Origin of the sequence: Verrucosispora sp. WMMD1129, from assembly GCF_029581255.1 — a bacterium.
Lineage (GTDB): Bacteria > Actinomycetota > Actinomycetes > Mycobacteriales > Micromonosporaceae > Micromonospora > Micromonospora sediminimaris.
In genome coordinates this window covers 1,898,518-1,922,166 of record NZ_CP120741.1, presented here as the reverse complement: position 1 = coordinate 1,922,166, position 23,649 = coordinate 1,898,518, and the positions used below count along the sequence as shown (strand labels likewise).

The following is a 23,649-nucleotide window of genomic DNA, read 5'->3' as shown; positions in this document are numbered from 1 at the left end:
CCGGTGGGTCGACCCGGGCGGTCACCCGGACCCTGAGCGACGATCCGCTGGGCGGCACGGTACGCCGCACGGTGCTGCCGAACGGGCTGCGCGTGCTGACCGAGGCGATTCCGGCAATGCGCAGCGTCTCGTTCGGTGTCTGGGTGGCGGTCGGCTCCCGGGACGAGACCGGCCCGCAGGCCGGTGCCGCCCACTTCCTGGAACACCTGCTGTTCAAGGGCACCCACAAGCGGAACGCGATGGAGATCTCCTCGGCGATCGAGGCGGTGGGCGGCGAGACCAACGCCTTCACCACGAAGGAGTACACCTGCTACTACGCCCGGGTGCTGGACGAGGACCTGCCCCTGGCCATCGACGTGATGTGCGACCTGGTCGCCGACTCGGTGCTGGAGCCGGCCGACGTGGAGACCGAGCGTGGCGTGATCCTCGAAGAGATCGCCATGCACGACGACGAACCCGGCGACGAGGTGCACGACCTGTTCGCCCAGGCTGTCTACGGTGACCATCCGTTGGGCCGGCTGATCTCCGGCACCGCGGAGACCGTCACCCCGATGACCCGTCGGCAGATCCAGAGCTTCTACCGGCGACGCTACGTCGCGCCCCAGATCGTCATCGCCGCCGCCGGCAACCTCGACCACACCGCCGTGGTGCGGCTGGTCCGCCAGGCGCTGCGGGGCACTCCGCTGGACACCGATCCGGCGGCGCCCGCGCCGCAGCGGCCGGCCACCCCGGGCGTACGCACCCGGGCCGCCGCCACCGTGGTGGAGGAGAAGGAGACCGAGCAGGCGCACATCATGCTGGGCTGCCCGGGCATCGATCGGCTCGACGAGCGTCGCTTCGCTCTCGGCGTGCTGAACAACGTGCTCGGCGGCGGCATGTCCAGCCGGCTCTTCCAGGAGATCCGGGAGCGGCGTGGCCTCGCCTACTCCGTCTACTCCTATGCCAGCCAGTACGCCGACAGCGGCCTGTTCGGCGTCTACGCCGGCTGCGCCCCGGGGCGGGTCGACGAGGTGCTGGAGCTGACCCGGGCCGAGTTGGCGCGTACCGCCGCGCACGGCATCACCGAGGCGGAACTGGCCAGGGGCAAGGGGATGAGCAAGGGTTCGTTCGTGCTCGGACTGGAGGACACCGGCTCCCGGATGAGCCGCCTGGCCAAGGGCGAACTGCTCTACGGGGACCTGGTGCCGGTCAACGAACTGCTCGACCGGGTCGACGCGGTCACCCTCGACGATGTCAACGCCCTCGCCGCCGAGCTGCTGGACCGGCCGATGTCCCTCGCCGTCGTCGGCCCGTTCGTCGGCCGGGACTTCAGCGCCTGACCCGTTCGGCCGACCGGATGGGCGCGGTGCACCCCCGGGGTGTCCACGTCCCGATTGGGATAGGTTGTGCCGCGTGACTGACGAGCAGGAGAAGGCCGGCCCCGAGTCGATCAAGGTCGGCGTGCTGGGTGCCGGCGGCCGGATGGGTGCCGAGGTGTGCCGGGCCGTCGAGGCGGCTGCCGACATGAAACTGGTGGCGACCGTCGACCAGGACGACTGGCTGGTCGACGCCGCCGAGGCGGGGGCGGAGGTGCTCGTCGACTTCACCACTCCCGACGTCGTGATGGACAACCTGCACTGGTGCATCGACCAGGGCATCCACGCGGTGGTCGGCACCAGCGGCTTTACCGAGCAGCGGATCGAGAAGGTACGCGGCTGGCTGGCCGACCGGCCCGACGTGGGTGTGGTGATCGCCCCCAACTTCGGTCTCGGCGCGGTGCTGATGATGCAGTTCGCCGCGCGGGCCGCCCGCTACTTCGAGTCGGTCGAGATCGTCGAGCAGCACCATCCGCGCAAGCTCGACGCGCCCAGCGGCACCGCCATGCACACCGCGCGCCTGGTCGCGGCGGCCCGCGCCGAGGCCGGCCTCGGTCCGGTGCCGGACGCCACCAAGGACGAGATCGCCGGTGCCCGGGGCGCCGACGTCGACGGGGTACGGGTGCACGCCGTGCGGGCCACCGGACTGGTCGCCCACCAGGAGGTGCTCTTCGGCACCACGGGTGAGACGCTCACCATCCGGCACGACTCGTACGACCGGGTCTCGTTCATGCCGGGCGTGCTGCTCGCGGTACGCGCGGTGCGGAACCGCCCGGGCCTGACCCTCGGCCTGGACGCCCTGCTCGACTGAGCGCGGCCGAGGCGGGCCGGCGGGTCGGTCAGCCGGCCCGGGGCGGCTCGGTGGGAACGGCGACGTGCAGGCGCAGCTGGGGGACCAGCATGTCGTCGACGTCCAGCGCGCGTCCCGCGCCGTCGGGTTCCCAGCCGGCTGTGGTGAGGAACTTCCGGGAAGCCTGGTCTCCCTCGAACACCCACGCCACCGCCCGGTCGAAGCCGGACTCCCGCCACAGGTCGACGCTGGCGGCGAGCAGCCGGGAGCCGTGCCCCCGCCGGCCCCACCGGGGCTCGACCAGCAGGTCGGTCACCGCCACCACGTCGGCGCCGAGCGCCTCGGCCGGTTCGTTCGGGGCCAGCGCCTCGGCGTCGGCCGGACCGGAGGCGGCGAAGCCCACCAGATACGATTGCTCGGCCTGTTCGACGGCGACCAGCACCCGGTGGGTGTCGCTCGGCGGCTGGCGCACCGAGGCATCCCAGCGTTCGGCCAGCGACGCCTCATCGAGGCCGTCCAGCACCTCCCGGGGCAGCAGTCGCCGGTAGGCGACCCGCCAGGTGGCGAGCTGGATGCGGGCGATCTCGGCGGCGTCCTCCGGACGCGCCGGGCGGACGTACCCGAGACTCATGGCACGACAGCCTACGCAGGGTGAGGGAGGCGACGGTGGCGCAGGGTGCCAGGCGGACGGTCGGACAGGTCGCCGCGGTGATCGTGCTCGCCGTCGCGGTGGCCGGGTTCCTGTCCGTGGCGGCCGTCCGGCACGGCTTCTTCGACCTGCAGGTGTACCGGGGCGCCCTGGTCTGGTGGGTGCACGACGGCGGGGAGATCTACGACTACCTCAAGCCCGGCACCCAGTACGGCTTCACGTACCCACCGTTCGCCGCCCTGGTGATGCTGCCGATGGCGTACCTGTCCTGGCATGCGGCGATCGTGGTGAGCGTGGCGGCCGGCGTGGTGACCAGCGCGGTGCTGATCTGGTGGCTGCTGGACCCGGTGTCCCGGCGTGCCGGCTGGACCCGCTGGTTCGCTTTCGCGGTGGCGCTGTGCCTGGTCGCCGCCTTCGAACCGATGCGCGAGACGATCAACTTCGGCCAGGTCAACACGCTGCTGCTCTTCCTGGTGGCGGTGGATCTGCTCCGGCTGCTGCCGGGTGGCAGCAGATGGGCCGGGATCGGCATCGGCCTGGCCACCGCGATCAAGCTCACGCCGGGCATCTTCATCGTCTACCTGCTGGTGACCGGGCGCTGGCGCGCGGCGGTGACCGCCTCGGGCACCGCGACCGCCGCGACCGTCCTGGCCGCGGCGCTGTTCCCGGACGCCTCCCGGGAGTTCTGGACCAGCGCCCTGTGGAACACCGGGCGCGTCGGCGAGTTGGCCTTCGTCTCCAACCAGTCGCTGCGTGGCGTGGTGGCCCGGCTGGACCCGGAGAGCCCCAGCACGCTGGCCTGGCTGCTGCTGGTCGCCGCGACGCTGGTGCTCTGGGCGTGGCGGTCCCGGGTCGCGGCGTCCGTGGGCGACGAGGCCACCGGGCTGGCCCTGACCGGCGCGGTGATGTGCCTGGTCAGCCCGGTCACCTGGGTGCATCACCTGGTCTGGCTGCTGCCGGGCCTGCTGTTGCTGGTGGACCGCGGCATGGCGGCGCCACCGGGCGGTCGCCGACGCCGGGTCCTGCTGGCCTGCGCCACCATCGGGTACGCGTTCCTGACCAGCCGGATCGTCTGGGCGTGGGAGAAGGACTTCACCGGCCTCGACGGTTTCCTGTTCGGCAACACCTACGTCTGGATCAGCCTGGCGTTGCTGGCCTTCCTGCCGGTGCGTCGGGCCGCCCCCCGGTCGCCGTCGGATCCAGCGTCGCCGTCGGATTCAGCTGCCGTCGAGCCGGCCGGTGTACCGCAACTCGACCAGTCCGATGGCCGGCCGCCCGCCGGACAACGGCACCGGATAGGTCGAGCGCTCACCGTCCGGTGACAACCCGGCCCGCTCGTAGAACCGGCGGGCCCGGTCGTTGTCCGCCAGCACCCAGAGCCGGTACTCCGTCCAGCCGGACTCGCGCAGGCCCGTCCGGGTCGCCGCGAACAGGGCCCGAGCGGTGCCGTCACCCCAGTTCTCGGGCGTGACGTAGAGGCTCACCACCTCGCCGTACGCCGGGTCGAGGTCGCCGCGATCCTGGTTGTTGCGGTACGGCCCGAAGGTGGCGAACCCGACGAGGGTGCCGTGCTCCTCGGCGAGCAACGTGGTGAACGGGTGATCCGGGTCGGCGGTGCCGAGGGCCCGCCGGCGCTGCGCCCAGGCGACCGGGTTGAGTCGGTTCAGCACCTCCTCGGGCATGATCCCGGCGTAGCCGGCCTGCCAGCCGCGGACATGCACCCGGGCCACCGCCTCGGCGTCGTCGGGCTGCTCACGGCGGATGCTGGGCATGGAAGTAGTTCTAGGCCGCCGGGGCGGGCAGGTCCAGTGTCCGCACCGATGTCGTACGCCTGTCGTAGCCTGCCTGCGATGGCCGCACCGGAATCGCTCTCGCTCGCCCAGGCCCGCCGCGTCGCGTTGGCCGCGCAGGGCTTCGCCGATCCGGCGCCCTCCGGGGTGCCCACCCGCCGTCACCTGCGTCGGGTGCTCGACCGGGTCGGGTTGATCCAGATGGATTCGGTGAACGTGCTGCAACGGGCGCACTACCTGCCGCTCTACAGCCGGCTCGGGCCCTACCCCACCACGCTGCTCGACTCCGCCGCCTACCGCCGTCCCCGGGAGCTGTTCGAGTACTGGGGCCACGAGGCGTCGCTGGTGCCGGTCGCCCTGCATCCGGCGCTGCGCTGGCGGATGGCCCGGGCACACACCGACGCCTGGGGCGGGATGCGCCGCATCGCCGCCGAGCAGCCCGCCCTGGTCGCCTGGGTACGCGACGAGGTGGCCGCCCGGGGCCCGCTGACCGTCGCCGAGATCGAGCACGACGTACCCCGACAGACCGGGAACTGGGGGTGGAACTGGTCGGCGGTGAAACAGGCCCTGGAGTATCTCTTCTGGGCCGGCGAGGTGTGCGCGGCACAGCGCACCGGCTCCTTCGCCCGCCGCTACGACCTGCCGGAGCGGGTGCTACCGGCGGAGGTCCTGGCCGCGCCGACGCCTACCGACGCGCAGGCTCACCGCACGCTGGTGGGCGTCGCGGCCCGGTCGCTCGGGGTGGCCTCGGAGCCGGAGCTGCGCGACTATTTCCGGCTGCCGGTGGCCGGTGCGCGGCAGGCCATCGCCGAGCTGGTCGAGGCGGGGGAGTTGCGACCGGTCACGGTCCAGGGGTGGCGGCAGCCCGCCTGGTTGCACGCCGAGGCCCGGCTACCCCGCTGGGTACGCGGCAACGGCCTGGTGAGCCCCTTCGACCCGCTGGTCTGGGAACGCGCCCGCACCGAGCGGCTGTTCGACTTCACCTACCGCATCGAGATCTACGTGCCCGCGCCGCAACGGGTGTACGGCTACTACGTGCTGCCGTTCCGCCAGGGCGAGCGCTTCACCGCCCGGGTCGACCTGAAGGCGGACCGCAAGTCCGGGGTGCTGCTGGTGCCGGCCGCCTGGGTGGAGCCGGGCGTCGACCCGGGGGAGACGGCGATCGCGCTGGCCGCCGAGCTGTACCGGCTGGCCGGCTGGCTCGGCCTCGACGCGGTGGCGCCACCGGCCGCCGGTGACCTCGCGGCACCACTGGCCGCCGCGCTGGTGGGCGTGGCCGGTGTACGGTGATGCTCGTGACGAGCGTTGACCGACCGGACGCCCAGCCGCAGACCGACCTGCACGGCGAGCACCCACATGGTCGCCTGGACGCCGGTCACCCGTCCGGTGGGCCGGCGGGCGTAGCGCAGCAGGGCGACTGGTCAGCGGGATATCCAGCCGGCTATCCGGTGGTCGAGTCCGACCGGCTCACCCGGTTCGTGACCCGGACGCACGCTCGCACGCCGCGCTGGGTGGTGCCGTTGGCCGCGGTCGGCTGTGTCGCCGCCGGCATCGGGTACACGCTGCTCAGCGATCCCACCCGCTCCGCGCCCGATGCCCTGCCGACCTGCCTGCTCAAGCTGACCACCGGGCTGGACTGCCCGGGATGTGGCGGCACCCGTGCCCTCTGGTACGTGCTGCACGCCGATCTGCCGGCCGCCGCCCGTCACCACTTCCTCTTCGTCTTCGCGCTGCCCTTCCTGGCGTACCTCTTCGTCGCCTGGGCCGGTCGGCAGGCGTTCGGTTGGCGGCTTCCCGAGCTACGCATCGGTCCGAAGCTGGTCGGCGGGTTCCTCGCCGCCTGGCTCGCCTTCTCGGTGGTCCGTAACCTGCCCTGGGCCCCGTTCACCGCCCTCTACGTGTAGCGCCCGGACCGGCGTTTTCCGGTCGTCAGTGGGTCTCGACTACAGTCCCAGGAATGCCGGAGATGGTGCAGCCCCAGGTCAGGTTGATCGCGTGGACCCAGTTCGACCCGCCGGAGGACGTGCCGTGGTCGACCGATGCCGACGGGGGGCAGGCGCTCGCGGAGTTCGCCGGGCGGGCCTGCTACCAGAGTTGGAAGAAGCCGAACCCGGCGACGGCCACCAACGCCGGCTACCTGGCGCACATTCTGGAGGTCGGGCACCTCTCGGTGCTGGAGCACGGCTCAGTGAGCTTCTACTTCACCGGTGTGTCCCGCTCGTTCACCCATGAGCTGATCCGGCACCGGCACTTCTCGTACTCGCAGCTGTCGCAGCGGTACGTGCCGGAGCGGGACGCCGCGATGGTGGAGCCGACGGTCATCGCCGAGGACCCGGAACTGCACAAGCGGTTCGTCGAGGCTGCCGAGGCCAGCGTACGGGCCTACAACGACCTGCTGGAGGGGCTGGAGCGGCGCTTCGCCGACGTGGCGAACCCGACCCTGCGGCGCAAGCAGGCCCGCCAGGCGGCCCGGGCGGTGCTGCCGAACGCCACCGAGACCCGCATCGTGGTGACCGGCAACTACCGGGCCTGGCGGCACTTCGTCGGCATGCGCGCCACCGAGCACGCCGACGTGGAGATCCGTGAGCTGGCGGTGGAGTGCCTCCGACAGTTGCAGCGGGTCGCGCCGAACGTCTTCGCCGACTTCACCATCTCGACGCTGCCCGACGGCACGGAGGTGGCGCAGAGCCCGTACGCCCAGGTGTCCTGACGGGCGTCGGACCGCCCGCCCGGGGCTGGTGAGCCCTTCCCCGGTGGCCGGCCGTCGGCCGTCCGATAGGTTGTCACCATGACGCACGACCACCTCGACGCTCCGGTGCGAACGGCCTCCCGTCCGTTCGGCCGGGTGCTCACGGCCATGGTGACCCCGTTCACCGCCGACGGGGCGCTCGACCTCGACGGCGCGGCGCGGCTGGCGGATCATCTGGTCGCGGAGCAGGGCAACGACGCGTTGGTGGTCAACGGCACCACCGGCGAGTCACCGACCACCACCGACGCCGAGAAGGAACGCCTGATCCGGGTCGTGGTGGAGGCCGTCGGCGACCGGGCCCGGGTGGTGGCGGGGGTCGGCACCAACGACACCCGACACACCATCGAGCTGGCGACCTCCGCGGAGAAGGCCGGTGCGCACGGGCTGCTGGTGGTCACGCCGTACTACAACAAGCCGCCGCAGGCCGGTCTGCTACGCCACTTCACCGAGGTGGCCGATGCCACCGGGCTGCCGGTGATGCTCTACGACATCCCGCACCGCTCCGGCGTGGCGATCGAAACCGAGACCCTGGTCCAGCTCGCCGAACACGGCCGCATCGTCGCGGTCAAGGACGCCAAGGGCGACCTGACGGCGACGAGTTGGGTGACCAGCCGGGCCGAGCTGGCGTACTACAGCGGCGAGGACGCGCTCACCCTGCCCGCTTTGGCCGTCGGCTGCGTCGGCGTGGTGGGCACCTCCACGCACTTCACCGGTGCCGAGACCAAGCAGATGATCGAGGCGTACGACACGGGCGACACGGCGACCGCGTTGACGCTGCACCGCCGCCTGCTACCGCTGTACACGGGGATCTTCCGTACCCAGGGTGTGATCCTGGTCAAGGCTGGCCTGGCGGCGCAGGGCCTGCCGGGCGGGCCGGTCCGTCCACCGCTGGTGGACGCCACCGATGGCGAGATCGCCCAGCTGCGCGCCGACTGCGCGGCGGCGGGCCTACCGCTCCCTGAATGATCAAACGACACGACGGACGCCGGGTGACGGCGTCGCAGAATGAGGTGAACGCGTGACCGAGGCGCACAACGAGGAGGCCCAACTTCCACCGCCGCTGCCGGAGGGCGGACTGCGGATCATACCGCTCGGCGGGCTCGGCGCCATCGGCCGGAACATGACCGTCTTCGAGTACGACGGCAAGCTGCTGGTCGTCGACTGCGGCGTGCTCTTCCCGGACGTGGAGCAGCCCGGTGTCGACCTGATCCTGCCGGACTTCGGCCCGATCCTCGACCGGCTCGACGACATCCAGGCGATCGTCCTGACGCACGGCCACGAGGACCACATCGGTGCGGTGCCCTACCTGCTCGCGCACAAGCCCGACATCCCGCTGGTCGGCTCGCAGTTCACCCTCGCGCTGGTGGAGGCGAAGCTGGCCGAGCGGCGCATCCAGCCGTACACGCTGACCGTGCGGGAGGGCGGCCGGGAGCGGCTCGGCCCGTTCGAGTGCGAGTTCTTCGCCGTGAACCACTCGATTCCCGACGCGCTCGCGGTGGCCATCCGGACCCCGGCCGGGCTGGTGCTGCACACCGGCGACTTCAAGATGGACCAGTTGCCGCTGGACGGCCGGATCACCGACCTGGCCGGCTTCGCCCGGCTCGGTGCCGAGGGCGTGGACCTGCTGCTGTCGGACTCCACGAACGCGGAGATCCCGGGCTTCGTCACGCCCGAGCGGGAGATCGGTCCGGTCCTCGACGCGATCTTCGCCAAGGCCCGGGGTCGGATCATCGTGGCCTCGTTCGCCTCTCACGTGCACCGGGTGCAGCAGGTCTTCGACTCGGCCGCCGAGCACGGTCGCAAGGTCGCCCTGATCGGCCGGTCGATGGTCCGCAACATGGGCATCGCGCGGGATCTGGGTCTGTTGAACATCCCGCCCGGCCTGGTCGTCGGCCTCGACGAGGCGACCTCGATGCCGCCCGAGCAGATCGTGCTGATGTCCACCGGTTCGCAGGGCGAGCCGATGAGTGCCCTGGGCCGGATGGCCAGCGGTGATCACCGGCACATCACCATCGCACCCGGTGACACGGTGGTGCTCGCCTCGTCGCTGGTGCCGGGGAACGAGACCTCCGTCTACCGGGTGATCAACCGGCTCGCCCGGGCCGGTGCGGTGGTCGTGCACAAGGACGTGGCCAAGGTGCACGTCTCCGGACACGCCCCGGCCGGAGAACTGCTCTACCTGCTCAACGTGGTTCGGCCCAGCAATCTGATGCCGGTGCACGGCGAGTGGCGACACCTGCGCGCGCACGCCCGGCTGGGTATCGAGTCCGGCGTGGCAGCGGATCGGGTGGTGCTCTGCGAGGACGGCGACGTGGTCGACCTGGTCGAGGGGCGGGCCAGCCTGGTGGGGCACGTCAAGAGCCGCTACGTCTACGTCGACGGCCTGGCCGTCGGCGACGTCAGCGAGTCACTGCTCACCGAGCGGCGCATCCTCGGCGATGGTGGCTTCATCGCCGCGACCGTCGTGGTGGACTCGGTCACCGGCAAGGTGGTCGCCGGCCCGACCGTCTCGGCCAAGGGGTTCTCCGAGGACCCGGGAGCGTTCAACGCGGTGATCCCGCTGGTGACCGAGGCGCTCAACCGGGCCGCTGCGGACGGGATCACCGACCCGCACCAGCTCCAGCAGATCGTCCGGCGCACCGTGGGCCGCTGGGTCAACGACGCGTACCGTCGTCGCCCGATGATCGTTCCCACCGTCGTCGAGGTCTGACCACCGGGCGTACCGGACCGACTTCGATGGGCCACCACACCTGGCGGGTGGTGGCCCATCGGCGTCAGCAAATCGATTAGTCGGTGGGCGGGTTCAACCGGTCGGGCCTTTTGCCCGTACTCCGAGCCGGCAGGCGTAACCGCGCCAGCCGGGAGGAGCATGGCGGATGGACCGCAGACGATTGACAGCCATCGGTGTCGTGGTGGCGGCTCTGGGCGCGGCGACGGCGGTCACCCTGCCGTCGTTCGCCGGTGACGGTGGCGCGCCGGTCGGCGCACCGACCAGTGCGGCGGTGGAGGGCGCCGACCCCGACGTGGTCGAGGCGATGCGACGGGACCTACGGCTGGACGAGTCGCAGGTGGCCGCGCGTCTGAAGACCGAACGCTGGGCGTCCGGGGTGGTCGACCAGCTCCGGGCGGATCTCGGCGCGGCCTACGGCGGCAGCTGGCTCAGCGCCGACGGCAGCGAACTCAACGTGGCGGTCGCCGACGCGGCACAGGCGCAGCGGGTCCGGGCCGCCGGGGCGGTCCCGAAGGTGGTCGAGCGTGGGGTGCGTCAGCTCGACACCCTCAAGACGCGGATGGACCGTACCGCCGCTCGTGCCCAGCAGGTCGCCGGCTGGTACGTCGACGTCGCCGCCAACACCGTGGTGGTCCTCGCGGAGCCGGGCGCAGAAGCGGCCGGGTGGCGTTTCGTGGCCCGCGCCGGGGTGCCGCGGACCGCGGTGCGGATGGCCACCGAGGAACAGCCACGCCTCTTCGCCGACGTACGCGGCGGCGAACCGTACTTCATCGGCAGCGGCCGTTGCTCGGTCGGCTTCGCGGTGGCTGGCGGCTTTGTCACCGCGGGCCACTGCGGGCAGGTCGGTGACCGCACCACCGGTGCCGACCGGGCACCGCAGGGCGTCTTCCGGGCCTCGTCCTTCCCCGGTGACGACTGGGCCTTCGTGCAGGTCAACAACAACACCCGGGTGCTGCCGGAGGTGACCGACTTCCGGGGCGGGGTGGCCCGGGTGGCCGGTTCGCAGGAGGTGCCGGTCGGTTCGTCGATCTGCCGCTCCGGCTCCACCACCGGGGTCAGGTGCGGCACGGTGCAGGCCCGCAACGCCACCGTCCGCTACCCGGAAGGGCTGGTGGGCGGCCTGGTACGAACCAACGTCTGCGCCGAGCCCGGTGACTCCGGTGGCTCGTGGATCTCGGGCAACCAGGCGCAGGGCGTGACCTCCGGCGGATCCGGCGACTGCGTCCGCGGCGGGACCACGTTCTACCAGCCGGTGAACGAGATCCTCCAGCGCAACAACCTGACCCTGCTCACCACGCAGAATTTCCGCGCCCTGAGCAGCCGGCGCTGATCCGCCCCATCCCGGCCGGGTGCTTCTTCCGCGCCCGGCCGGGTCGGGTCAGGGCAGGGCGGCGACCGCCGCCGCGTACGCGACACCGGTGCGGACGGCGGCGTCGACCAGCACCGCGACCTGATCCGGGGCGACGCCGTACGCCAGGTCGGTGGTCACCTCGCCGGCCAGCACCAGCTCACCGTCGCCCGGCTCGTGCACGTACGCCTTGGGGAGCAGCCGGTCCCGGTTCCAGGCGTTGCAGAAGGCGTACGCCTCCGTGCGCCGGGTCGCCGCCAGCCGACGCCCGGCCACCACCCGGGCGTGCAGGATGTCGTGGCGTTCTCCGGCCCGCCGGAACTGGATCACCGCATCGCCCCAGCGTCCCAGCACCGTGCCGGCGGCATCGACGGTGTACCCGTCACCCCGCCGATCCAGCGCATCGGTAATCATGGTCACCGTCAGCGCGCCGATCTCGTCCGCGGCCAGCTCGGTGGTGTCACCGCCCGGCCCGAACTCGTCGGCCGACTCGAACTCCTCTTCGGCCGGCAGCGGCACCGGCGGGACGAGCGGACGCTCGGCCAGCCAGGCGGCAATCCGGCCGGACTGGTGCCCGGTGCCGTTGCGGGCGTCGAAGCTACCGGCCAGCGTGGTCGCGACGGCGAGCAGTTCAGCGCCGAGCTGACCCACCGTGACCTCGGCGGCCGGCCGTCCACCGTATGCCGGTCGGTGGACCGTCCGACCGGTGGCCGTCTCGCCCGCCAGCGCGCAGACCAGCGCCCCCGCCGCGGCGAACTCCATGACGGACAGATCCTCGTGCGGTCGGTCCAGGCGGGGCAACTGCTCGACGACGATCTCCACACCGCGGTCGAGATGCCCACCCAGTGCACAGAAACGCAGGTGGGTGGCGATCTGGCCGAACCCGTCGGGTTCCGTCCGGTGTCGCCGGTACGCCCGTACGTGCGCGTGACCCGCCCGCCGCGCGTGGCCTGCCCGCAGCCAGGGCAGCAGCGCCGCGGTCAGGGCCGCCTCCGGCTGGGCGGTGCAGCCGGCCGGGGCGTCGAGCAACGGATCGAGCACGTCGAGCGCGGCAGCCCAGTCGCCCCAGCCGGCCAGCAGCTCCGCCTGCCGTACCGGCAGGCAGTCGGGGCATCCGGCGGCCGGATCGGGTGCCCCGACCCGCCACCGTGCCAGCCACCGGCGGGCGGCGGGCTCGTCGCCCACGTGATCGGCGATCCGGCACCGCAGCTGTGCCACCAGCGCCGCGTTCGCCTCGCCGCCTTCCTCGGTGAGCCCGTTCAGGACGCCGCGAGCCTGGTCCAGGCTGATGCGGGGGGTGCCGAGCAGCGCCTCGACGGCGTACCGCCGATAGCGGCGCAGCGTGTCGTCGTCCGGCTCCGCTGCCCGCAGGCAACGCCGGACCGGCTCGAACAGCCGCCACCGTTCGCCGCCGCGCAGGTGCGTCTCGACCAGCTCGGACCAGGCGTCCAGCGCGGTACGCCGATCGTCGTCCGCCTCGGCGAGAGCGGCGACCCGTTCCAACTCGCTGACGCGCACCTCGCCGTCGGGCATGTCCCTCGCCTCGGCGAGGGCGGTGGCGATCCGCTGGTCGGCGCGTACGCCGTCGGCCGGCCGGGCGGTGCCTCGCGCCCGGCCGCGGCTCCGGCGAGCGCCGGGGACCGGCCCGGTCACGGGCGCGCCGTCCCCGCGAACCGGCCCACCTCGCCGGCGAGTCGGCAGCCGGCCGAGATCCCCCGGTCGAGCAGCCGATCCAGTTGGTGCGGGGTGACGCCCCGTTCCAGGTCGGTGATGACCTCGCCGCAGACCCGGGCCTGATTGGTGTCGTCGATGTGCACGAACGCCTTCGGCCAGAACCGGTCCCGGTTCCAGGTGTTGCAGAAGTCGTGCAGCCACGGCACGTCCTGGACCGCGAAGGCGGGCGCAGCGACGGTACGTACCTGGAGCAACTCCCCGGCGTCTCCGGCGCGGAGGAACCAGATGTGCCCCTGCGCCCACCTGCCCACCAGCGCGCCGTCGGCGTCGCCGGCCACGGTGTGACCGCGACGGCTCAGCACGGCGGCGACGAGTTCCCGGGTCAGCGGTCGCAGCGTCGACGGATGACCCGCCAACGGGTCGCCGGCGTGGTCCTCGAATTCCGGCGACCCCATCGGACACTCCCTCGCGAGGCGAATATCACGGCAGGCGGCAGGGACCGCGTTGCGACACGCGGAGCGACCAGGATGACCGGCCAATCACCCGGCCCGCCGTTACGGTGATGCTATGGCGGGCCGTACCCCTCAGGCGAGTCGGCGGCGCGGCGCGTCGCCGCGTGGCAGCACGAACAGTCGTGCCCGCCAGCCGGCCAAGAAGACCCGTGCGCCGGTACGCCGCCGTACCTCGACCAGGGGGCCGGGCCCCGCCGCGTACGTCGGTCGGGCGATCCAGGCACTGTGGATGGGGCTGGCCCACGGGGTCGGCTGGGCGGTACGCGCGGCGGGTCGGCAGGCCGCCTCGGCCCGCGACCTCGACCCGGAGCATCGCCGCGACGGCGCCGGCCTGCTGCTCATCGGTCTCGCCCTGCTCGGTGCGGGCGCGATCTGGTTCTCGGCCGCCGGCCCGGTCGGTGCCCGACTGGCCGACACGGTGCGGCTCTTCCTCGGGGCGATCTCCATCGTGGTGCCGGTGCTGCTGGGCATCGGCGCCTGGCGGCTGATGCGCCAGCCCGGCGACCCCGAGCACCGGGGGCGCGGGCTGGTCGGCTGGGGGTCCATGCTGGTCTCCACCGCGGCGCTGCTGCACATCGGCCAGCAGCCGGCCGGCCCGGGCGAGCGGGATTTCGCAGGTGGCCTGATCGGCGCGGGGGTGGGCAGCGTGCTGGAGCGCGCGGTCACGGCCTGGGTGGCGGTGCCGTTACTGGTCCTGTTGCTGGTGTTCGGGCTGCTGGTGGTCACCGCGACGCCGATCAACAAGATCCCCGAGCGGCTCGGCCTGCTGGCCGGCGGGGTGGTCGGGCAGGACGAGGCGGAGACGGCGGAGGCGCCTGCGACGCCGACTCGCCGCCGTCCCGCCAAACGTGCGGCACCGCCGGTCGACCCGGACGATTTCGACGACCTGGACGGCGCGGACCTCCAGGAGACCATGGTCCTGCCGCGCAAGGCGCCGTCCCGGGTACCGGCCAGCCGCAAGCCCGCCGAGCCGCCGGAGCACTCGCCCGCGCCGACCCGGGCCGAGCAGTTGGCGCTGACCGGCCTGGCTGGTGACTACACGCTGCCGCCGTCGAACATGCTCGGCAGCGGGGCCGCCCCGAAGACCCGCAGCAAGGCCAACGACGAGGTGATCGCCGCGCTCACCGGTGTCTTCGACCAGTTCGACGTCGACGCGGCGGTGACCGGCTTCACCCGGGGCCCGACGGTGACCCGCTACGAGGTCGAGTTGGGCCACGGCGTCAAGGTCGAGCGGATCACCCAGCTCTCCCGCAACATCGCGTACGCGGTGAAGTCACCGGACGTCCGCATCCTGAGCCCGATCCCGGGCAAGAGCGCGGTGGGTGTGGAGATCCCGAACACCGACCCGGAGAACGTGGCCCTCGGTGACGTGCTGCGCTCGCGCGCCGCCACCAGCGACCACCATCCGATGGTGGTCGCTCTCGGCAAGGACATCGAGGGTGGCTACGTGGTGGCCAACCTGGCCAAGATGCCGCACATCCTGATCGCGGGGGCCACCGGGGCCGGCAAGTCGAGCTGCCTGAACAGCCTGCTCATGTCCATCCTGACCCGGGCCACGCCGGACGAGGTGCGGCTGCTGCTGATCGACCCGAAGCGGGTCGAGATGACCGGCTACGAGGGGATCCCGCACCTGGTCACCCCGATCGTGACCAACGCCAAGAAGGCGGCCGACTCACTGGAGTGGGTCGTCCGTGAGATGGACATGCGCTACGACGACCTCGCCGCCAACGGGGTCCGGCACATCGACGACTTCAACCGCAAGGTGCGCAACGGCGAGATCAAGGCGCCGCCGGGCAGCGAGCGCGAGATGCGTCCGTACCCGTACCTGCTGGTGATCGTGGACGAGTTGGCCGACCTGATGATGGTCGCCCCGCGCGACGTCGAGGACTCGATCGTACGGATCACCCAGCTCGCCCGGGCCGCCGGCATTCACCTGGTACTCGCCACCCAACGGCCCTCGGTCGACGTGGTGACCGGTCTGATCAAGGCCAATGTGCCGTCCCGGCTGGCGTTCGCGACCTCGTCGCTGGCCGACTCCCGGGTCATCCTCGACCAGCCGGGCGCGGAGAAGCTGCTCGGCCGGGGCGACGGGCTGTTCCTGCCGATGGGCGCCTCGAAGCCGGTGCGGATCCAGGGCGCCTGGGTCACCGAGCGCGAGATCAACGACGTGGTGAAGTTCTGCAAGGACCAGCGCGAGCCGGAGTTCCGCCCGGACGTGCTGACCCCCGCGCAGGACAGCAAGAAGAAGATCGACGAGGACATCGGCGACGACCTGGACCTGCTGACGCAGGCGGTCGAGCTGGTGGTCACCTCGCAGTTCGGCTCGACCTCGATGCTGCAACGCAAGTTGCGGGTCGGCTTCGCCAAGGCGGGCCGGCTGATGGACCTGATGGAGACCCGGGGCGTGGTCGGCCCGTCGGAAGGATCCAAGGCACGTGACGTGCTGGTCAAGCCGGACGAGCTGGAAGAGGTCCTGGAGGGTCTGCGGGGCGGCGATGGCTGAGCCGCCGCCCCTTGCCAGCTGGGCCGGCTGGCCGAGGCAGGCGTCGAGGTGCTCGCCGAGCCGCAGCCGCGGCCGTGGGGCGAGCTGACCATCTTCGTTACTCAACGTGAATTCCTGCCCGGGAACACACCTACACCTCTGCCCCCTTTGCTCTGCTTCAATATACGCAACGGTCACCGAAGGTAACGGTCGATCGCCCGCTGGCGGCGGATGCGTTTTCATCGCCCCAGCTCAGAAGCTGTTGCGTGGGTTGAAGCAGAGCAAAGCGGCGGAAGGGGTATGGGGCGGCTGCCCGCTGGCGCTACGGTTCGTGTTCGGCCCGCGATGTTGCTGTCCGTAGCGGTGCTCGGCCGGGCTTCTTAGTGCGGAACAGCCATGCGGGACGAGGGTGGGACGTCGACGCAGGGGTGGATGAGGTCATGGAGATGGCCCGCCGCGGAGTGCGGCGGGCCATCGAAGTAGCCGGGGATCAGAGGGCGCTGAGGATCAGCATGCTCAGCAGCATGGCGACCACGTTGGCCGCGGCGGCGTACCAGCCGAGCGGCTTGTCACCGAGCACCGCGCCGACGACGCCGAGGACCAGACCGATGACTCCGAAGAGGATCGGGTTGAGTAGCAGCGCGAGTACCGCGCACACGAAACCCACGATGGTGCAGATGCGGGCGGCGCTGGTCGAGCGGACGGTGCTGGTGGCCATGTCTTCCTCCAGGGGACGAGTCTCAGGTCTGCTGTCCGGATCTCTACCCACTACGGACGTTCGTCACGCCCGCCCGCCCGCGAGTCAGTGGAACAGCTTGAGGCCGATCACGCCGGCCACCACCAGCAGCAGGCTGAGCAGGCGGGGCAGGTTGGCCGGTTCGCCGAGCGCCACCATGCCGACGAGAGCGGTGCCGACCGCGCCGATGCCGACCCACACCGCGTAGCCGGTGCCGACCGGGATCTCCCGCAGCGCGTACGCCAGGCCGGCCATGCTCAGCACCAGCGTGATCGCGAAGACCACCGAGGCGACGGGTCGGGTGAATCCCGCGGAGCGGTCCAGGGCGATCGCCCAGGCCGTTTCGAGTAGTCCGGAGAGCACCAGCACGATCCAGGCCATCGGGTCACCTCTTCGGAATTGGCCCGGCCGCCGTGGGCCGCCGAAATCGACCGTAGCACCGGGCAACGGGCCGTCCGGGTGAGACGGATCACCCGGGATGGACCTCAAGCCTGCTTCAAGCTGCACCATGGACCCGTGACCGTGCTCATCTCCGATCCGGAGGTCGCCGCCGCGTTGGACGCAGCGACCTCGGTCGACGCGATGCGTCAGGCCCTGCTCGCCGCGTACCACGGGCGGCTCGTCGCCCCGCCGCGGGCCGCCGCGTCGCTCGGCGCCGGCCGGATGGTGCTCACCGCCGGGCACCTGGTCGGGCAGTGGTACGGATACCGGGCGTACGACACGTTCGGGCACCCGGAAACCGAGCAGGTGGTGGTGCTGCACGACGGGCGGACCGGGGCGGTACGGGCCGTGGCCGTGGGCGAGGAACTGGGCTCCCGGCGTACCGGCGCGCTGGGCGGGGTGGCGGTGGACGCGCTGGCCCGCGCGGACGCGGCCACCGTCGGGGTGATCGGCTCCGGCGGTCAGGCGTGGACCCAGGTATGGGCCGCCGCCGCCGTGCGACCCTTGCGGGAGGTGACCGTGCACAGCCGCTCGGCGGCGCGTCGGGAGGCGTTCGCCGCCCGGGTGCGGGCCGAACTCGGCATCTCGGCCCGCGCGGTGGACACCGCCCGCGAGGCGGTACGCGACCGGGACGTGGTGGTGTTGGCCACCACCAGCCCGACACCGGTGCTGAGCGCCGCCGACCTGAGCGCCGGGACCCACGTCAACGTGGTCGGCTTCAAGCAGGTGGACCGTGCGGAGTTCGGCACCGACCTGCTCGACGCCGCCACCGTGCTGGCCAGTGACTCGGTGGCACAGGCACGGTCGTACGCCCCGTCGATGCTCGCCGCGCTGCCGCCGTACGCCTCCCGGTTGCGCGACCTGGGTGCGGTGCTGGCCGGCACGGCGCCCGGCCGCACCGACGCGGACCAGATCTCGGTCTTCTGCTCGGTCGGTCTGGCCGGCACCGAGGTCTTCCTGCTCGACCGCGTGGTCCGGATCCTCGCCACCGCGGCCTGACCCGACCCGGTGCGGACCGCCGTCGCCGGTACGGGCATCGCCGCCCGGTACCCTCGGATGGTGTCTGCCACCTCCTCACCTTCCCCCGATGGTCGCCGGGTCGCACTGCTGACCCTGGGCTGTGCCCGTAACGAGGTCGACTCGGAGGAACTGGCCGCCCGCCTGCACGCCGACGGCTGGCAGGTGACCACCGACGGTGAGGGCGCCGACGTGGTGGTCGTCAACACCTGCGGCTTCGTGGAGAAGGCCAAGCAGGATTCCATCCAGACGCTGCTGGCCGCCGCCGACACCGGGGCGAAGGTGGTGGCGGCCGGCTGCATGGCAGAGCGGTACGGGCGGGAACTGGCCGACAGCCTCCCCGAGGCGCAGGCGGTGCTCAGCTTCGACGACTACCCGGACATCGCCGCTCGGCTGGACGCCGTGGTCGCCGGCCGGGAGGTCGCCGCACACACTCCCCGCGACCGGCGTGAACTGCTGCCGCTGACCCCGGTCGCCCGTCGCGACAGCGCGGTCTCCCTGCCCGGGCACGGCCGCGGCACCGACGTCGACGAGCACACCCCGGCCCACCTGCGTACGGTGCTGCGTCGCCGGTTGGACAGCGGCCCGGTGGCCTCGCTCAAGCTGGCCAGCGGCTGCGATCGACGCTGCGCGTTCTGCGCCATCCCCGCCTTCCGGGGCGCCTTCGTCTCGCGTACTCCGGACGAGTTGCTCGCCGAGGCCGAGTGGCTGGCCAAGAGCGGCGTCCGGGAACTCGTGCTGGTCAGCGAGAACTCGACCTCGTACGGCAAGGACCTGGGCGACCCGCGCGCGCTGGAGAAGCTGCTGCCCCAACTCGCCGCCGTCGAGGGCATCGTGCGGGTACGGGCCAGCTACCTTCAGCCGGCCGAGACCAGGCCCGGGCTGATCGAGGCGATCGCCAGCACGCCCGGGGTGGCGCCCTACTTCGACCTGTCGTTCCAGCACTCCAGCGAGCCGGTGCTGCGCCGGATGCGTCGTTTCGGCTCCACCGACCGTTTCCTGGAACTGCTCGCCGCCGCCCGGCAACTGGCACCAGAGGCCGGGGCGCGCAGCAACTTCATCGTCGGGTTCCCCGGCGAGACCCGGGGCGACGTCGACGAGCTGGTGCGGTTCCTCACCGAGGCCCGGCTCGACGCGATCGGCGTCTTCGACTACAGCGACGAGGACGGCACGGAAGCCGCCGGGCTGTCGGGCAAGGTTTCCGCCGCCACCATCAAACGCCGGTACGACAGGCTCAGCGCGCTCGCCGACGAGCTGTGTTCGCAGCGGGCCGAGGACCGCCTCGGCTCGACGGTGGAGGTGCTCGTCGACTCGGTCGACGATGGGGTCGTCGAGGGGCGGGCCGCACACCAGGCGCCGGAGGTGGACGGGTCGACCACCCTGGTCGCCCCCGACGGCGGCGGCGTCGACCTGGCCGCGCTGCGCCCCGGAGACCTGGTCCGCGCCACGGTGACCGGTACCGAGGGCGTCGACCTGCTCGCCGTGCCGGATGAGATGATCTCCGCCGCGCCCGGCGCGGCGCGGTGACGGTGGGCTGGGACGAGGCGGAGGAGGCACGAGGTGCGGTGCCGGGTGCGCCAGCCGAGCGGGGCGATTCGATGACCGGGGCGACGGAGTCGCCTCCGGTGCCGGTGGTGGCCCGGGTACCCGTGGTCAACGCCGCCAACGCCCTGACCGCGCTGCGGCTGGCGCTCGTACCGGTCTTCGCCGCCTCGGTGGTCATGTCGGGGATGACGCACGCCGGATGGCAGGTCATCGCCTGCGTGATCTTCGCCGTGGCCTCGGTGACGGATCTGGTCGACGGGTGGATCGCCCGGAGGTTCGCGTTGGTCACCGCCGTGGGAAAGGTGGCCGACCCGATCGCCGACAAGGCACTCACCGGCGCCGCCCTGCTGCTGTTGTCCTGGTACGACCGGTTGCCCTGGTGGGTGACGGTGGTCATCCTGGCGCGGGAGCTGGGGATCACCGCCATGAGGTTCTGGGTGATCCGGCGTGGCGTGATCGCCGCGAGCCGGGGCGGAAAGATCAAGACCGCGCTCCAGGTGCTGGCCATCACCTGGTACCTGTGGCCGATGCCGGCCGCTCTGACCCCGATCGGGCCGTGGATCATGGGTGCGGCGGTCGCGGTCACCCTGGTCACCGGGCTGGACTACATCGCCCAGGCCACCCGGCTGCGACGCTCCCAGGGGTGAGGGCGGGGCAACGGCGTTGCGACGCGTAGACCGCCTCGCGGCCGGGCAGGATGCAGATCATGGGTGTACGCGAGGGCGAGGGGTCGATGGGCGCAGCGGCGGCGGGCGTGGTGCACCGCCTCGCCGATCGGCGGGAGACGTTCGCCACCGTCGAGTCGCTGACCGGGGGTCTGCTGGCCGCCACGGTCGTGGAGATCGCCGGGGCGAGTGCCGTCTACCGGGGTGGGCTGGTGGTCTACGCCACCGAGTTGAAGGAGCGGCTGGCTGACGTGCCGGCACAACTGCTGGCGGAGCGTGGCCCGGTCGATGCCGACGTGGCGAAGGCGCTCGCCGAGGGTGGGCGGCGACGCTGTGGTGCTGACTGGGGTCTGGCCACCACCGGCGTGGCCGGACCGGAACCGCAGGACGGCAAACCGGTCGGCCTCGTCTTCGTCGCGGTTGCCGGGCCGGACGGCACCGAGGTGCGGCAGCTGAACCTCGACGGTGGTCGCGACCAGGTGCGGGGTACGGCCGTGACGGAGGCGCTGCGCCTGCTGGCCGACCACATCCAGGCTCCGACCTGACCCGCTGCCGCCGCTTTCGATGGTGCGGCTCTTCGATATTGCTGATCTTCGGCGGCGCGGATCGATGGCACTCCGGGTGCCGTCGTCCCTGCGTGTCGGAGAGCCGCGCCGCCGTCGATTGACCGAGCGGTCGGCGGCGACCGTGGGACGACCGGGCGGGGCGGGATGTCGCGGCGGCGCACAGCGGGTACGGTTGCGGGAAAGCTCCGACAGCCGGTGCTCCCGTAAGACCGGTTGGCCGGGCGAACTGTGTCCCTCAGGGGAGGTGCGATGGTCCTGCTACGCCGGGTGATCGGTGACGCACTACGGGCGCGCCGGCAGGGGCAGCACCGCACGCTGCGCGAGGTCTCGTCCGCAGCCAACGTCAGCCTGGGCTACCTGTCGGAGATCGAACGCGGCCAGAAGGAGCCCTCCAGCGAGTTGCTCGCGGCGATCTGCGACGCGCTGGGTGCCCGCCTTTCCGAGCTGCTGCGCGAGGTCAGCGACACGGTCGCGCTCGCCGAGCAGATGCCGGGCGTGCTGGTGCCGGTGCAGGACGAGCCAGCCGAGTCGACATCGGTGGCCGCCGCGCCGGTGCACAAGGCGACCGGTCGGGGCGTACGCCAGGTCACCTCGGACGGCAACGTCGCCGTCTCGGTGCGGCAGGACTCCCCGCTCAAGGCCACGCTGCGCAGTGCCCGGGTCCGGCCCGCCGACCGCAGCGACCGGGACGTGGTCTGCGCCGCCTGAGCCTCGCGGCCGATGGTCGCGGTAGCTCCCGCCGCGTAGGGTTGATCGCGGACGTCCCCTCTCGTCGGTACGGATCCCGGGTTGGCGCCCGGCTGGGACGATGGAGCCACCATCGCTGGTAGCCGAGCCGGTTCCCCGGCGGTGGGGCAGGCACAGCGACGTGATTGAGGGGATACCGCGGAGATGGCGAACCCGTTCGTCAAGGGGTGGAAGTACCTGATGGCGCTCTTCGGCGCCCGCATCGACGAGCACGCCGACCCGAAGGTGCAGCTCCAGCAGGCGATCGACGAGGCGCACCGGCAGCACCAGGCGCTCGTCCAGCAGGCCGCCGCCGTGATCGGCAACCAGCGGCAGTTGGAGATGAAGCTGTCCCGGCAGATGTCCGACGTCGAGCGGTTGCAGGCCAATGCCCGCCAGGCGCTGGTCCTGGCCGACCAGGCCCGGGCCAAGGGTGACGAGGTCGAGGCCGGGCGGTACGAGCAGTCCGCGCAGACCCTGGCCACCCAGTTGGTCAACGCCGAACAGTCCGCGGAGGACCTGAAGACCCTGCACGACCAGGCGCTGGCCGCGGCCGGGCAGGCCCGCCGGGCGGTGGAGAACAACTCCATGATCCTCCAACAGAAGCTCGCCGAGCGCGCCAAGCTGCTCAGCCAGCTGGAGCAGGCCAAGATGCAGGAGAGCGTCGCCGCCTCGCTGGAGTCCATGTCGGCGCTCACCGCTCCGGGCAGCACCCCCACCCTCGACGAGGTACGCGAGCGCATCGAACGCCGTTACGCCAACGCCATGGGCCGCGCCGAACTGGCCGGCAACTCGACCGAGGGTCGGATGTTGGAGATCCAGAAGGCGACGCTGGACACGGCCGGGTCCGCCCGGCTGGACCAGATCCGCGCCAGCATGGCCGGCGACCAGCTCGGGGCGGGCGCGGACCGGGATGCCGTCGCCGACCAGCCGGCCACGGCCGACCCCGGGGTGGCCCGGCTCGACGAGATCCGCGCCAGCATGAGCCGGGAGCGCGGCACCGGCGACACCACGGCCGCCGGCTGAGTGGAAATCGCCGGCTGACGGAGACTGAGGAGGCGACGGTGGCAGCGGACGAGCGCACCCGGTATTTCCGCCGGCTGAGCAGACTGCGTGGCTCCGCCCGCCGGTGGAGCGTCCTGGCCGGCGGGCTCGGCGGCGCGACAGCGGTGCTGACCCCGTACGCCGGGATCGGTCTCGCCGACGCGGCCTGGGCCGCCGCCGCGGGCGCGGCCACCGCCCTGGCCGCATGGCGCTGGGTGGACCTGCGCGCCCTCGCCGCCCAACCCGCCCCGCCACCGTTGGATCCGGCCCAGGTGGCCGCCCGCAACCGGGCCCGCCTGGTCGCCGCCGTGGAACGACTCCCCGCCGGTGCCGGTGTGCTGGCCGAGGTGCGTCGGGTCCGCTCCCGCACCGCGCTTCGTGGCACCGCCGCCGCCCAGCCGTGGGAGCGCCTGGACCGGGCCGCCGCGACCATGTCCTCCATGGCGGGCCGGCTGACCGGCCTCGCCGAACCGGCCGTCGCCGAAGCCTCCGCCGCCGAGCAGTCGCTACGCGAGCTGGCCAACCGGGTCGCCAGCGTGGAACGCGCGGTCCGCCTCGCCCCCGCCGACGCCAAGCCGCCGCTGGCCGAGGCGCATCAGGCGCTCACCGGGCAGTTGGAGACGGGCGTGGCGGCGTACGAGCGTCTGGTGGTCGCCGCCGCCGGCTATCTGGCCGAGGAGTACCGCCCCGAGACCGAACACCCCGCCGCCGCCCGCCTCACCGAAGCCACGGACCTCCTCCACGGCTTCGCCTCAGCCCTGTCTGAGCTACGCACGGTCTCGCGCCCCGCCCCATTGGGTTGATCAAGAGGTTTTCGTCAGGATCCGGC

23 protein-coding genes are annotated in these 23,649 nt (G+C 72.3%); 17 read left to right on the top strand and 6 right to left on the bottom strand.

All coding sequences use genetic code 11. From position 1 onward, the window contains the following. Positions 1-32: 32 nt before the first annotated feature. On the top strand, positions 33-1,319 hold the full coding sequence (locus tag O7624_RS08740; protein WP_282240580.1) for a pitrilysin family protein: 1,287 nt from the start codon (positions 33-35) through the stop codon (positions 1,317-1,319). A 73-nt stretch (positions 1,320-1,392) separates the two neighbouring features. Then, positions 1,393-2,166: a 4-hydroxy-tetrahydrodipicolinate reductase gene (dapB, locus tag O7624_RS08735; protein ID WP_282239638.1), complete on the top strand. Its 774-nt coding sequence runs from the start codon at positions 1,393-1,395 to the stop codon at positions 2,164-2,166. A 28-nt stretch (positions 2,167-2,194) separates the two neighbouring features. Here the strand turns inward: dapB and O7624_RS08730 are convergent, their stop codons facing one another. Then, entirely contained in the window at positions 2,195-2,776 is a 582-nt protein-coding gene (locus O7624_RS08730) for a GNAT family N-acetyltransferase (RefSeq protein ID WP_093401628.1), read from the bottom strand. Positions 2,777-2,811: 35 nt separating this feature from the next. Between O7624_RS08730 and O7624_RS08725 the strand changes: the two genes are divergently transcribed. After that, complete coding sequence (locus tag O7624_RS08725; RefSeq protein ID WP_282240579.1) at positions 2,812-4,116, top strand: glycosyltransferase family 87 protein; 1,305 nt, start codon at positions 2,812-2,814, stop codon at positions 4,114-4,116. Here O7624_RS08725 and O7624_RS08720 read toward each other — a convergent pair. Then, positions 4,012-4,566 carry a GNAT family N-acetyltransferase gene (locus tag O7624_RS08720; RefSeq protein ID WP_282239637.1) on the bottom strand — a complete coding sequence of 185 codons (555 nt, stop codon included), beginning with the start codon at positions 4,564-4,566 and terminating at the stop codon, positions 4,012-4,014. The genes O7624_RS08725 and O7624_RS08720 overlap by 105 nt on opposite strands. 78 nt (positions 4,567-4,644) lie before the next feature. Between O7624_RS08720 and O7624_RS08715 the strand changes: the two genes are divergently transcribed. The 6 genes from O7624_RS08715 to O7624_RS08690 all read left to right on the top strand — a co-directional run bounded on the left by O7624_RS08715 (position 4,645) and on the right by O7624_RS08690 (position 11,394). Next, positions 4,645-5,874 (top strand): crosslink repair DNA glycosylase YcaQ family protein, encoded by a 1,230-nt coding sequence (locus tag O7624_RS08715; protein ID WP_282239636.1) that lies wholly within the window; start codon positions 4,645-4,647, stop codon positions 5,872-5,874. Positions 5,875-5,948: 74 nt separating this feature from the next. Further along, positions 5,949-6,488, top strand: a complete 540-nt coding sequence (locus O7624_RS08710) for a DUF2752 domain-containing protein (RefSeq protein ID WP_282240578.1) — start codon at positions 5,949-5,951, stop codon at positions 6,486-6,488. A gap of 62 nt (positions 6,489-6,550) precedes the next feature. Then, positions 6,551-7,294, top strand: coding sequence for an FAD-dependent thymidylate synthase (gene thyX / locus O7624_RS08705; RefSeq protein WP_093410405.1), 744 nt, complete (start codon positions 6,551-6,553; stop codon positions 7,292-7,294). 78 nt (positions 7,295-7,372) lie between these two features. Beyond that, positions 7,373-8,299, top strand: a complete 927-nt coding sequence (dapA, locus tag O7624_RS08700; protein WP_093410140.1) for a 4-hydroxy-tetrahydrodipicolinate synthase — start codon at positions 7,373-7,375, stop codon at positions 8,297-8,299. 52 nt (positions 8,300-8,351) lie between these two features. Then, positions 8,352-10,043 carry a ribonuclease J gene (locus O7624_RS08695; protein ID WP_093410143.1) on the top strand — a complete coding sequence of 564 codons (1,692 nt, stop codon included), beginning with the start codon at positions 8,352-8,354 and terminating at the stop codon, positions 10,041-10,043. A 166-nt stretch (positions 10,044-10,209) separates the two neighbouring features. Next, the gene (locus O7624_RS08690) at positions 10,210-11,394 is read left to right on the top strand and encodes a S1 family peptidase (protein ID WP_282239635.1); all 1,185 of its coding nucleotides are present in this window, start codon (positions 10,210-10,212) and stop codon (positions 11,392-11,394) included. 48 nt (positions 11,395-11,442) lie between these two features. On the opposite strand, the gene O7624_RS08685 is transcribed toward O7624_RS08690, so the two are convergent. Further along, a complete protein-coding gene (locus tag O7624_RS08685; protein ID WP_282240577.1) occupies positions 11,443-12,945 on the bottom strand; it encodes a YbjN domain-containing protein in 1,503 nt (500 codons plus the stop codon). A gap of 116 nt (positions 12,946-13,061) precedes the next feature. Next, the gene (locus O7624_RS08680; RefSeq protein WP_282239634.1) at positions 13,062-13,541 is read right to left on the bottom strand and encodes a YbjN domain-containing protein; all 480 of its coding nucleotides are present in this window, start codon (positions 13,539-13,541) and stop codon (positions 13,062-13,064) included. A 112-nt stretch (positions 13,542-13,653) separates the two neighbouring features. Between O7624_RS08680 and O7624_RS08675 the strand changes: the two genes are divergently transcribed. After that, positions 13,654-16,101 carry a DNA translocase FtsK gene (locus tag O7624_RS08675; protein WP_282239633.1) on the top strand — a complete coding sequence of 816 codons (2,448 nt, stop codon included), beginning with the start codon at positions 13,654-13,656 and terminating at the stop codon, positions 16,099-16,101. Between the two features lie 469 nt (positions 16,102-16,570). Here O7624_RS08675 and O7624_RS08670 read toward each other — a convergent pair whose 3' ends face one another. Both O7624_RS08670 and O7624_RS08665 read right to left on the bottom strand, forming a co-directional pair. Next, the gene (locus O7624_RS08670; protein WP_093410153.1) at positions 16,571-16,798 is read right to left on the bottom strand and encodes a hypothetical protein; all 228 of its coding nucleotides are present in this window, start codon (positions 16,796-16,798) and stop codon (positions 16,571-16,573) included. A gap of 84 nt (positions 16,799-16,882) precedes the next feature. Further along, positions 16,883-17,197 (bottom strand): SMR family transporter, encoded by a 315-nt coding sequence (locus O7624_RS08665; protein ID WP_093410155.1) that lies wholly within the window; start codon positions 17,195-17,197, stop codon positions 16,883-16,885. A 135-nt stretch (positions 17,198-17,332) separates the two neighbouring features. Here O7624_RS08665 and O7624_RS08660 point away from each other — a divergent pair, with 135 nt between their 5' ends. The 7 genes from O7624_RS08660 (at position 17,333) to O7624_RS08630 (ending at position 23,623) form a co-directional block, all read left to right on the top strand. Continuing rightward, positions 17,333-18,256 carry an NAD(P)-binding domain-containing protein gene (locus tag O7624_RS08660; protein ID WP_093410411.1) on the top strand — a complete coding sequence of 308 codons (924 nt, stop codon included), beginning with the start codon at positions 17,333-17,335 and terminating at the stop codon, positions 18,254-18,256. Between the two features lie 57 nt (positions 18,257-18,313). After that, positions 18,314-19,801 (top strand): 30S ribosomal protein S12 methylthiotransferase RimO, encoded by a 1,488-nt coding sequence (rimO, locus tag O7624_RS08655; protein ID WP_282239632.1) that lies wholly within the window; start codon positions 18,314-18,316, stop codon positions 19,799-19,801. A 71-nt stretch (positions 19,802-19,872) separates the two neighbouring features. Further along, the gene (gene pgsA, locus O7624_RS08650) at positions 19,873-20,466 is read left to right on the top strand and encodes a CDP-diacylglycerol--glycerol-3-phosphate 3-phosphatidyltransferase (RefSeq protein ID WP_093410413.1); all 594 of its coding nucleotides are present in this window, start codon (positions 19,873-19,875) and stop codon (positions 20,464-20,466) included. Between the two features lie 59 nt (positions 20,467-20,525). After that, positions 20,526-21,029: a CinA family protein gene (locus tag O7624_RS08645; RefSeq protein ID WP_093410415.1), complete on the top strand. Its 504-nt coding sequence runs from the start codon at positions 20,526-20,528 to the stop codon at positions 21,027-21,029. 270 nt (positions 21,030-21,299) lie between these two features. After that, a complete protein-coding gene (locus O7624_RS08640; RefSeq protein ID WP_282239631.1) occupies positions 21,300-21,758 on the top strand; it encodes a helix-turn-helix transcriptional regulator in 459 nt (152 codons plus the stop codon). Between the two features lie 183 nt (positions 21,759-21,941). Further along, positions 21,942-22,802 (top strand): PspA/IM30 family protein, encoded by an 861-nt coding sequence (locus O7624_RS08635; protein ID WP_093410160.1) that lies wholly within the window; start codon positions 21,942-21,944, stop codon positions 22,800-22,802. Between the two features lie 38 nt (positions 22,803-22,840). Further along, positions 22,841-23,623 carry a hypothetical protein gene (locus tag O7624_RS08630; protein ID WP_093410163.1) on the top strand — a complete coding sequence of 261 codons (783 nt, stop codon included), beginning with the start codon at positions 22,841-22,843 and terminating at the stop codon, positions 23,621-23,623. The last annotated feature ends 26 nt before the right edge of the window (positions 23,624-23,649 follow it).

What these genes read in the sequence shown, in the direction of transcription:
- dapA (WP_093410140.1), top strand. Translation starts at nt 7,373, where the DNA reads ATGACGCACGACCACCTCGACGCTCCGGTGCGAACGGCCTCCCGTCCG.
- O7624_RS08685 (WP_282240577.1), bottom strand. Translation starts at nt 12,945, where the DNA reads ATGCCCGACGGCGAGGTGCGCGTCAGCGAGTTGGAACGGGTCGCCGCT.
- O7624_RS08670 (WP_093410153.1), bottom strand. Translation starts at nt 16,798, where the DNA reads ATGGCCACCAGCACCGTCCGCTCGACCAGCGCCGCCCGCATCTGCACC.
- O7624_RS08645 (WP_093410415.1), top strand. Translation starts at nt 20,526, where the DNA reads ATGGGTGTACGCGAGGGCGAGGGGTCGATGGGCGCAGCGGCGGCGGGC.
- pgsA (WP_093410413.1), top strand. Translation starts at nt 19,873, where the DNA reads ATGACCGGGGCGACGGAGTCGCCTCCGGTGCCGGTGGTGGCCCGGGTA.
- thyX (WP_093410405.1), top strand. Translation starts at nt 6,551, where the DNA reads ATGGTGCAGCCCCAGGTCAGGTTGATCGCGTGGACCCAGTTCGACCCG.
- O7624_RS08675 (WP_282239633.1), top strand. Translation starts at nt 13,654, where the DNA reads ATGGCGGGCCGTACCCCTCAGGCGAGTCGGCGGCGCGGCGCGTCGCCG.
- O7624_RS08715 (WP_282239636.1), top strand. Translation starts at nt 4,645, where the DNA reads ATGGCCGCACCGGAATCGCTCTCGCTCGCCCAGGCCCGCCGCGTCGCG.
- O7624_RS08665 (WP_093410155.1), bottom strand. Translation starts at nt 17,197, where the DNA reads ATGGCCTGGATCGTGCTGGTGCTCTCCGGACTACTCGAAACGGCCTGG.
- O7624_RS08730 (WP_093401628.1), bottom strand. Translation starts at nt 2,776, where the DNA reads ATGAGTCTCGGGTACGTCCGCCCGGCGCGTCCGGAGGACGCCGCCGAG.
- rimO (WP_282239632.1), top strand. Translation starts at nt 18,314, where the DNA reads ATGGTGTCTGCCACCTCCTCACCTTCCCCCGATGGTCGCCGGGTCGCA.
- O7624_RS08690 (WP_282239635.1), top strand. Translation starts at nt 10,210, where the DNA reads ATGGACCGCAGACGATTGACAGCCATCGGTGTCGTGGTGGCGGCTCTG.
- O7624_RS08720 (WP_282239637.1), bottom strand. Translation starts at nt 4,566, where the DNA reads ATGCCCAGCATCCGCCGTGAGCAGCCCGACGACGCCGAGGCGGTGGCC.
- O7624_RS08680 (WP_282239634.1), bottom strand. Translation starts at nt 13,541, where the DNA reads ATGGGGTCGCCGGAATTCGAGGACCACGCCGGCGACCCGTTGGCGGGT.
- O7624_RS08640 (WP_282239631.1), top strand. Translation starts at nt 21,300, where the DNA reads ATGGTCCTGCTACGCCGGGTGATCGGTGACGCACTACGGGCGCGCCGG.
- O7624_RS08635 (WP_093410160.1), top strand. Translation starts at nt 21,942, where the DNA reads ATGGCGAACCCGTTCGTCAAGGGGTGGAAGTACCTGATGGCGCTCTTC.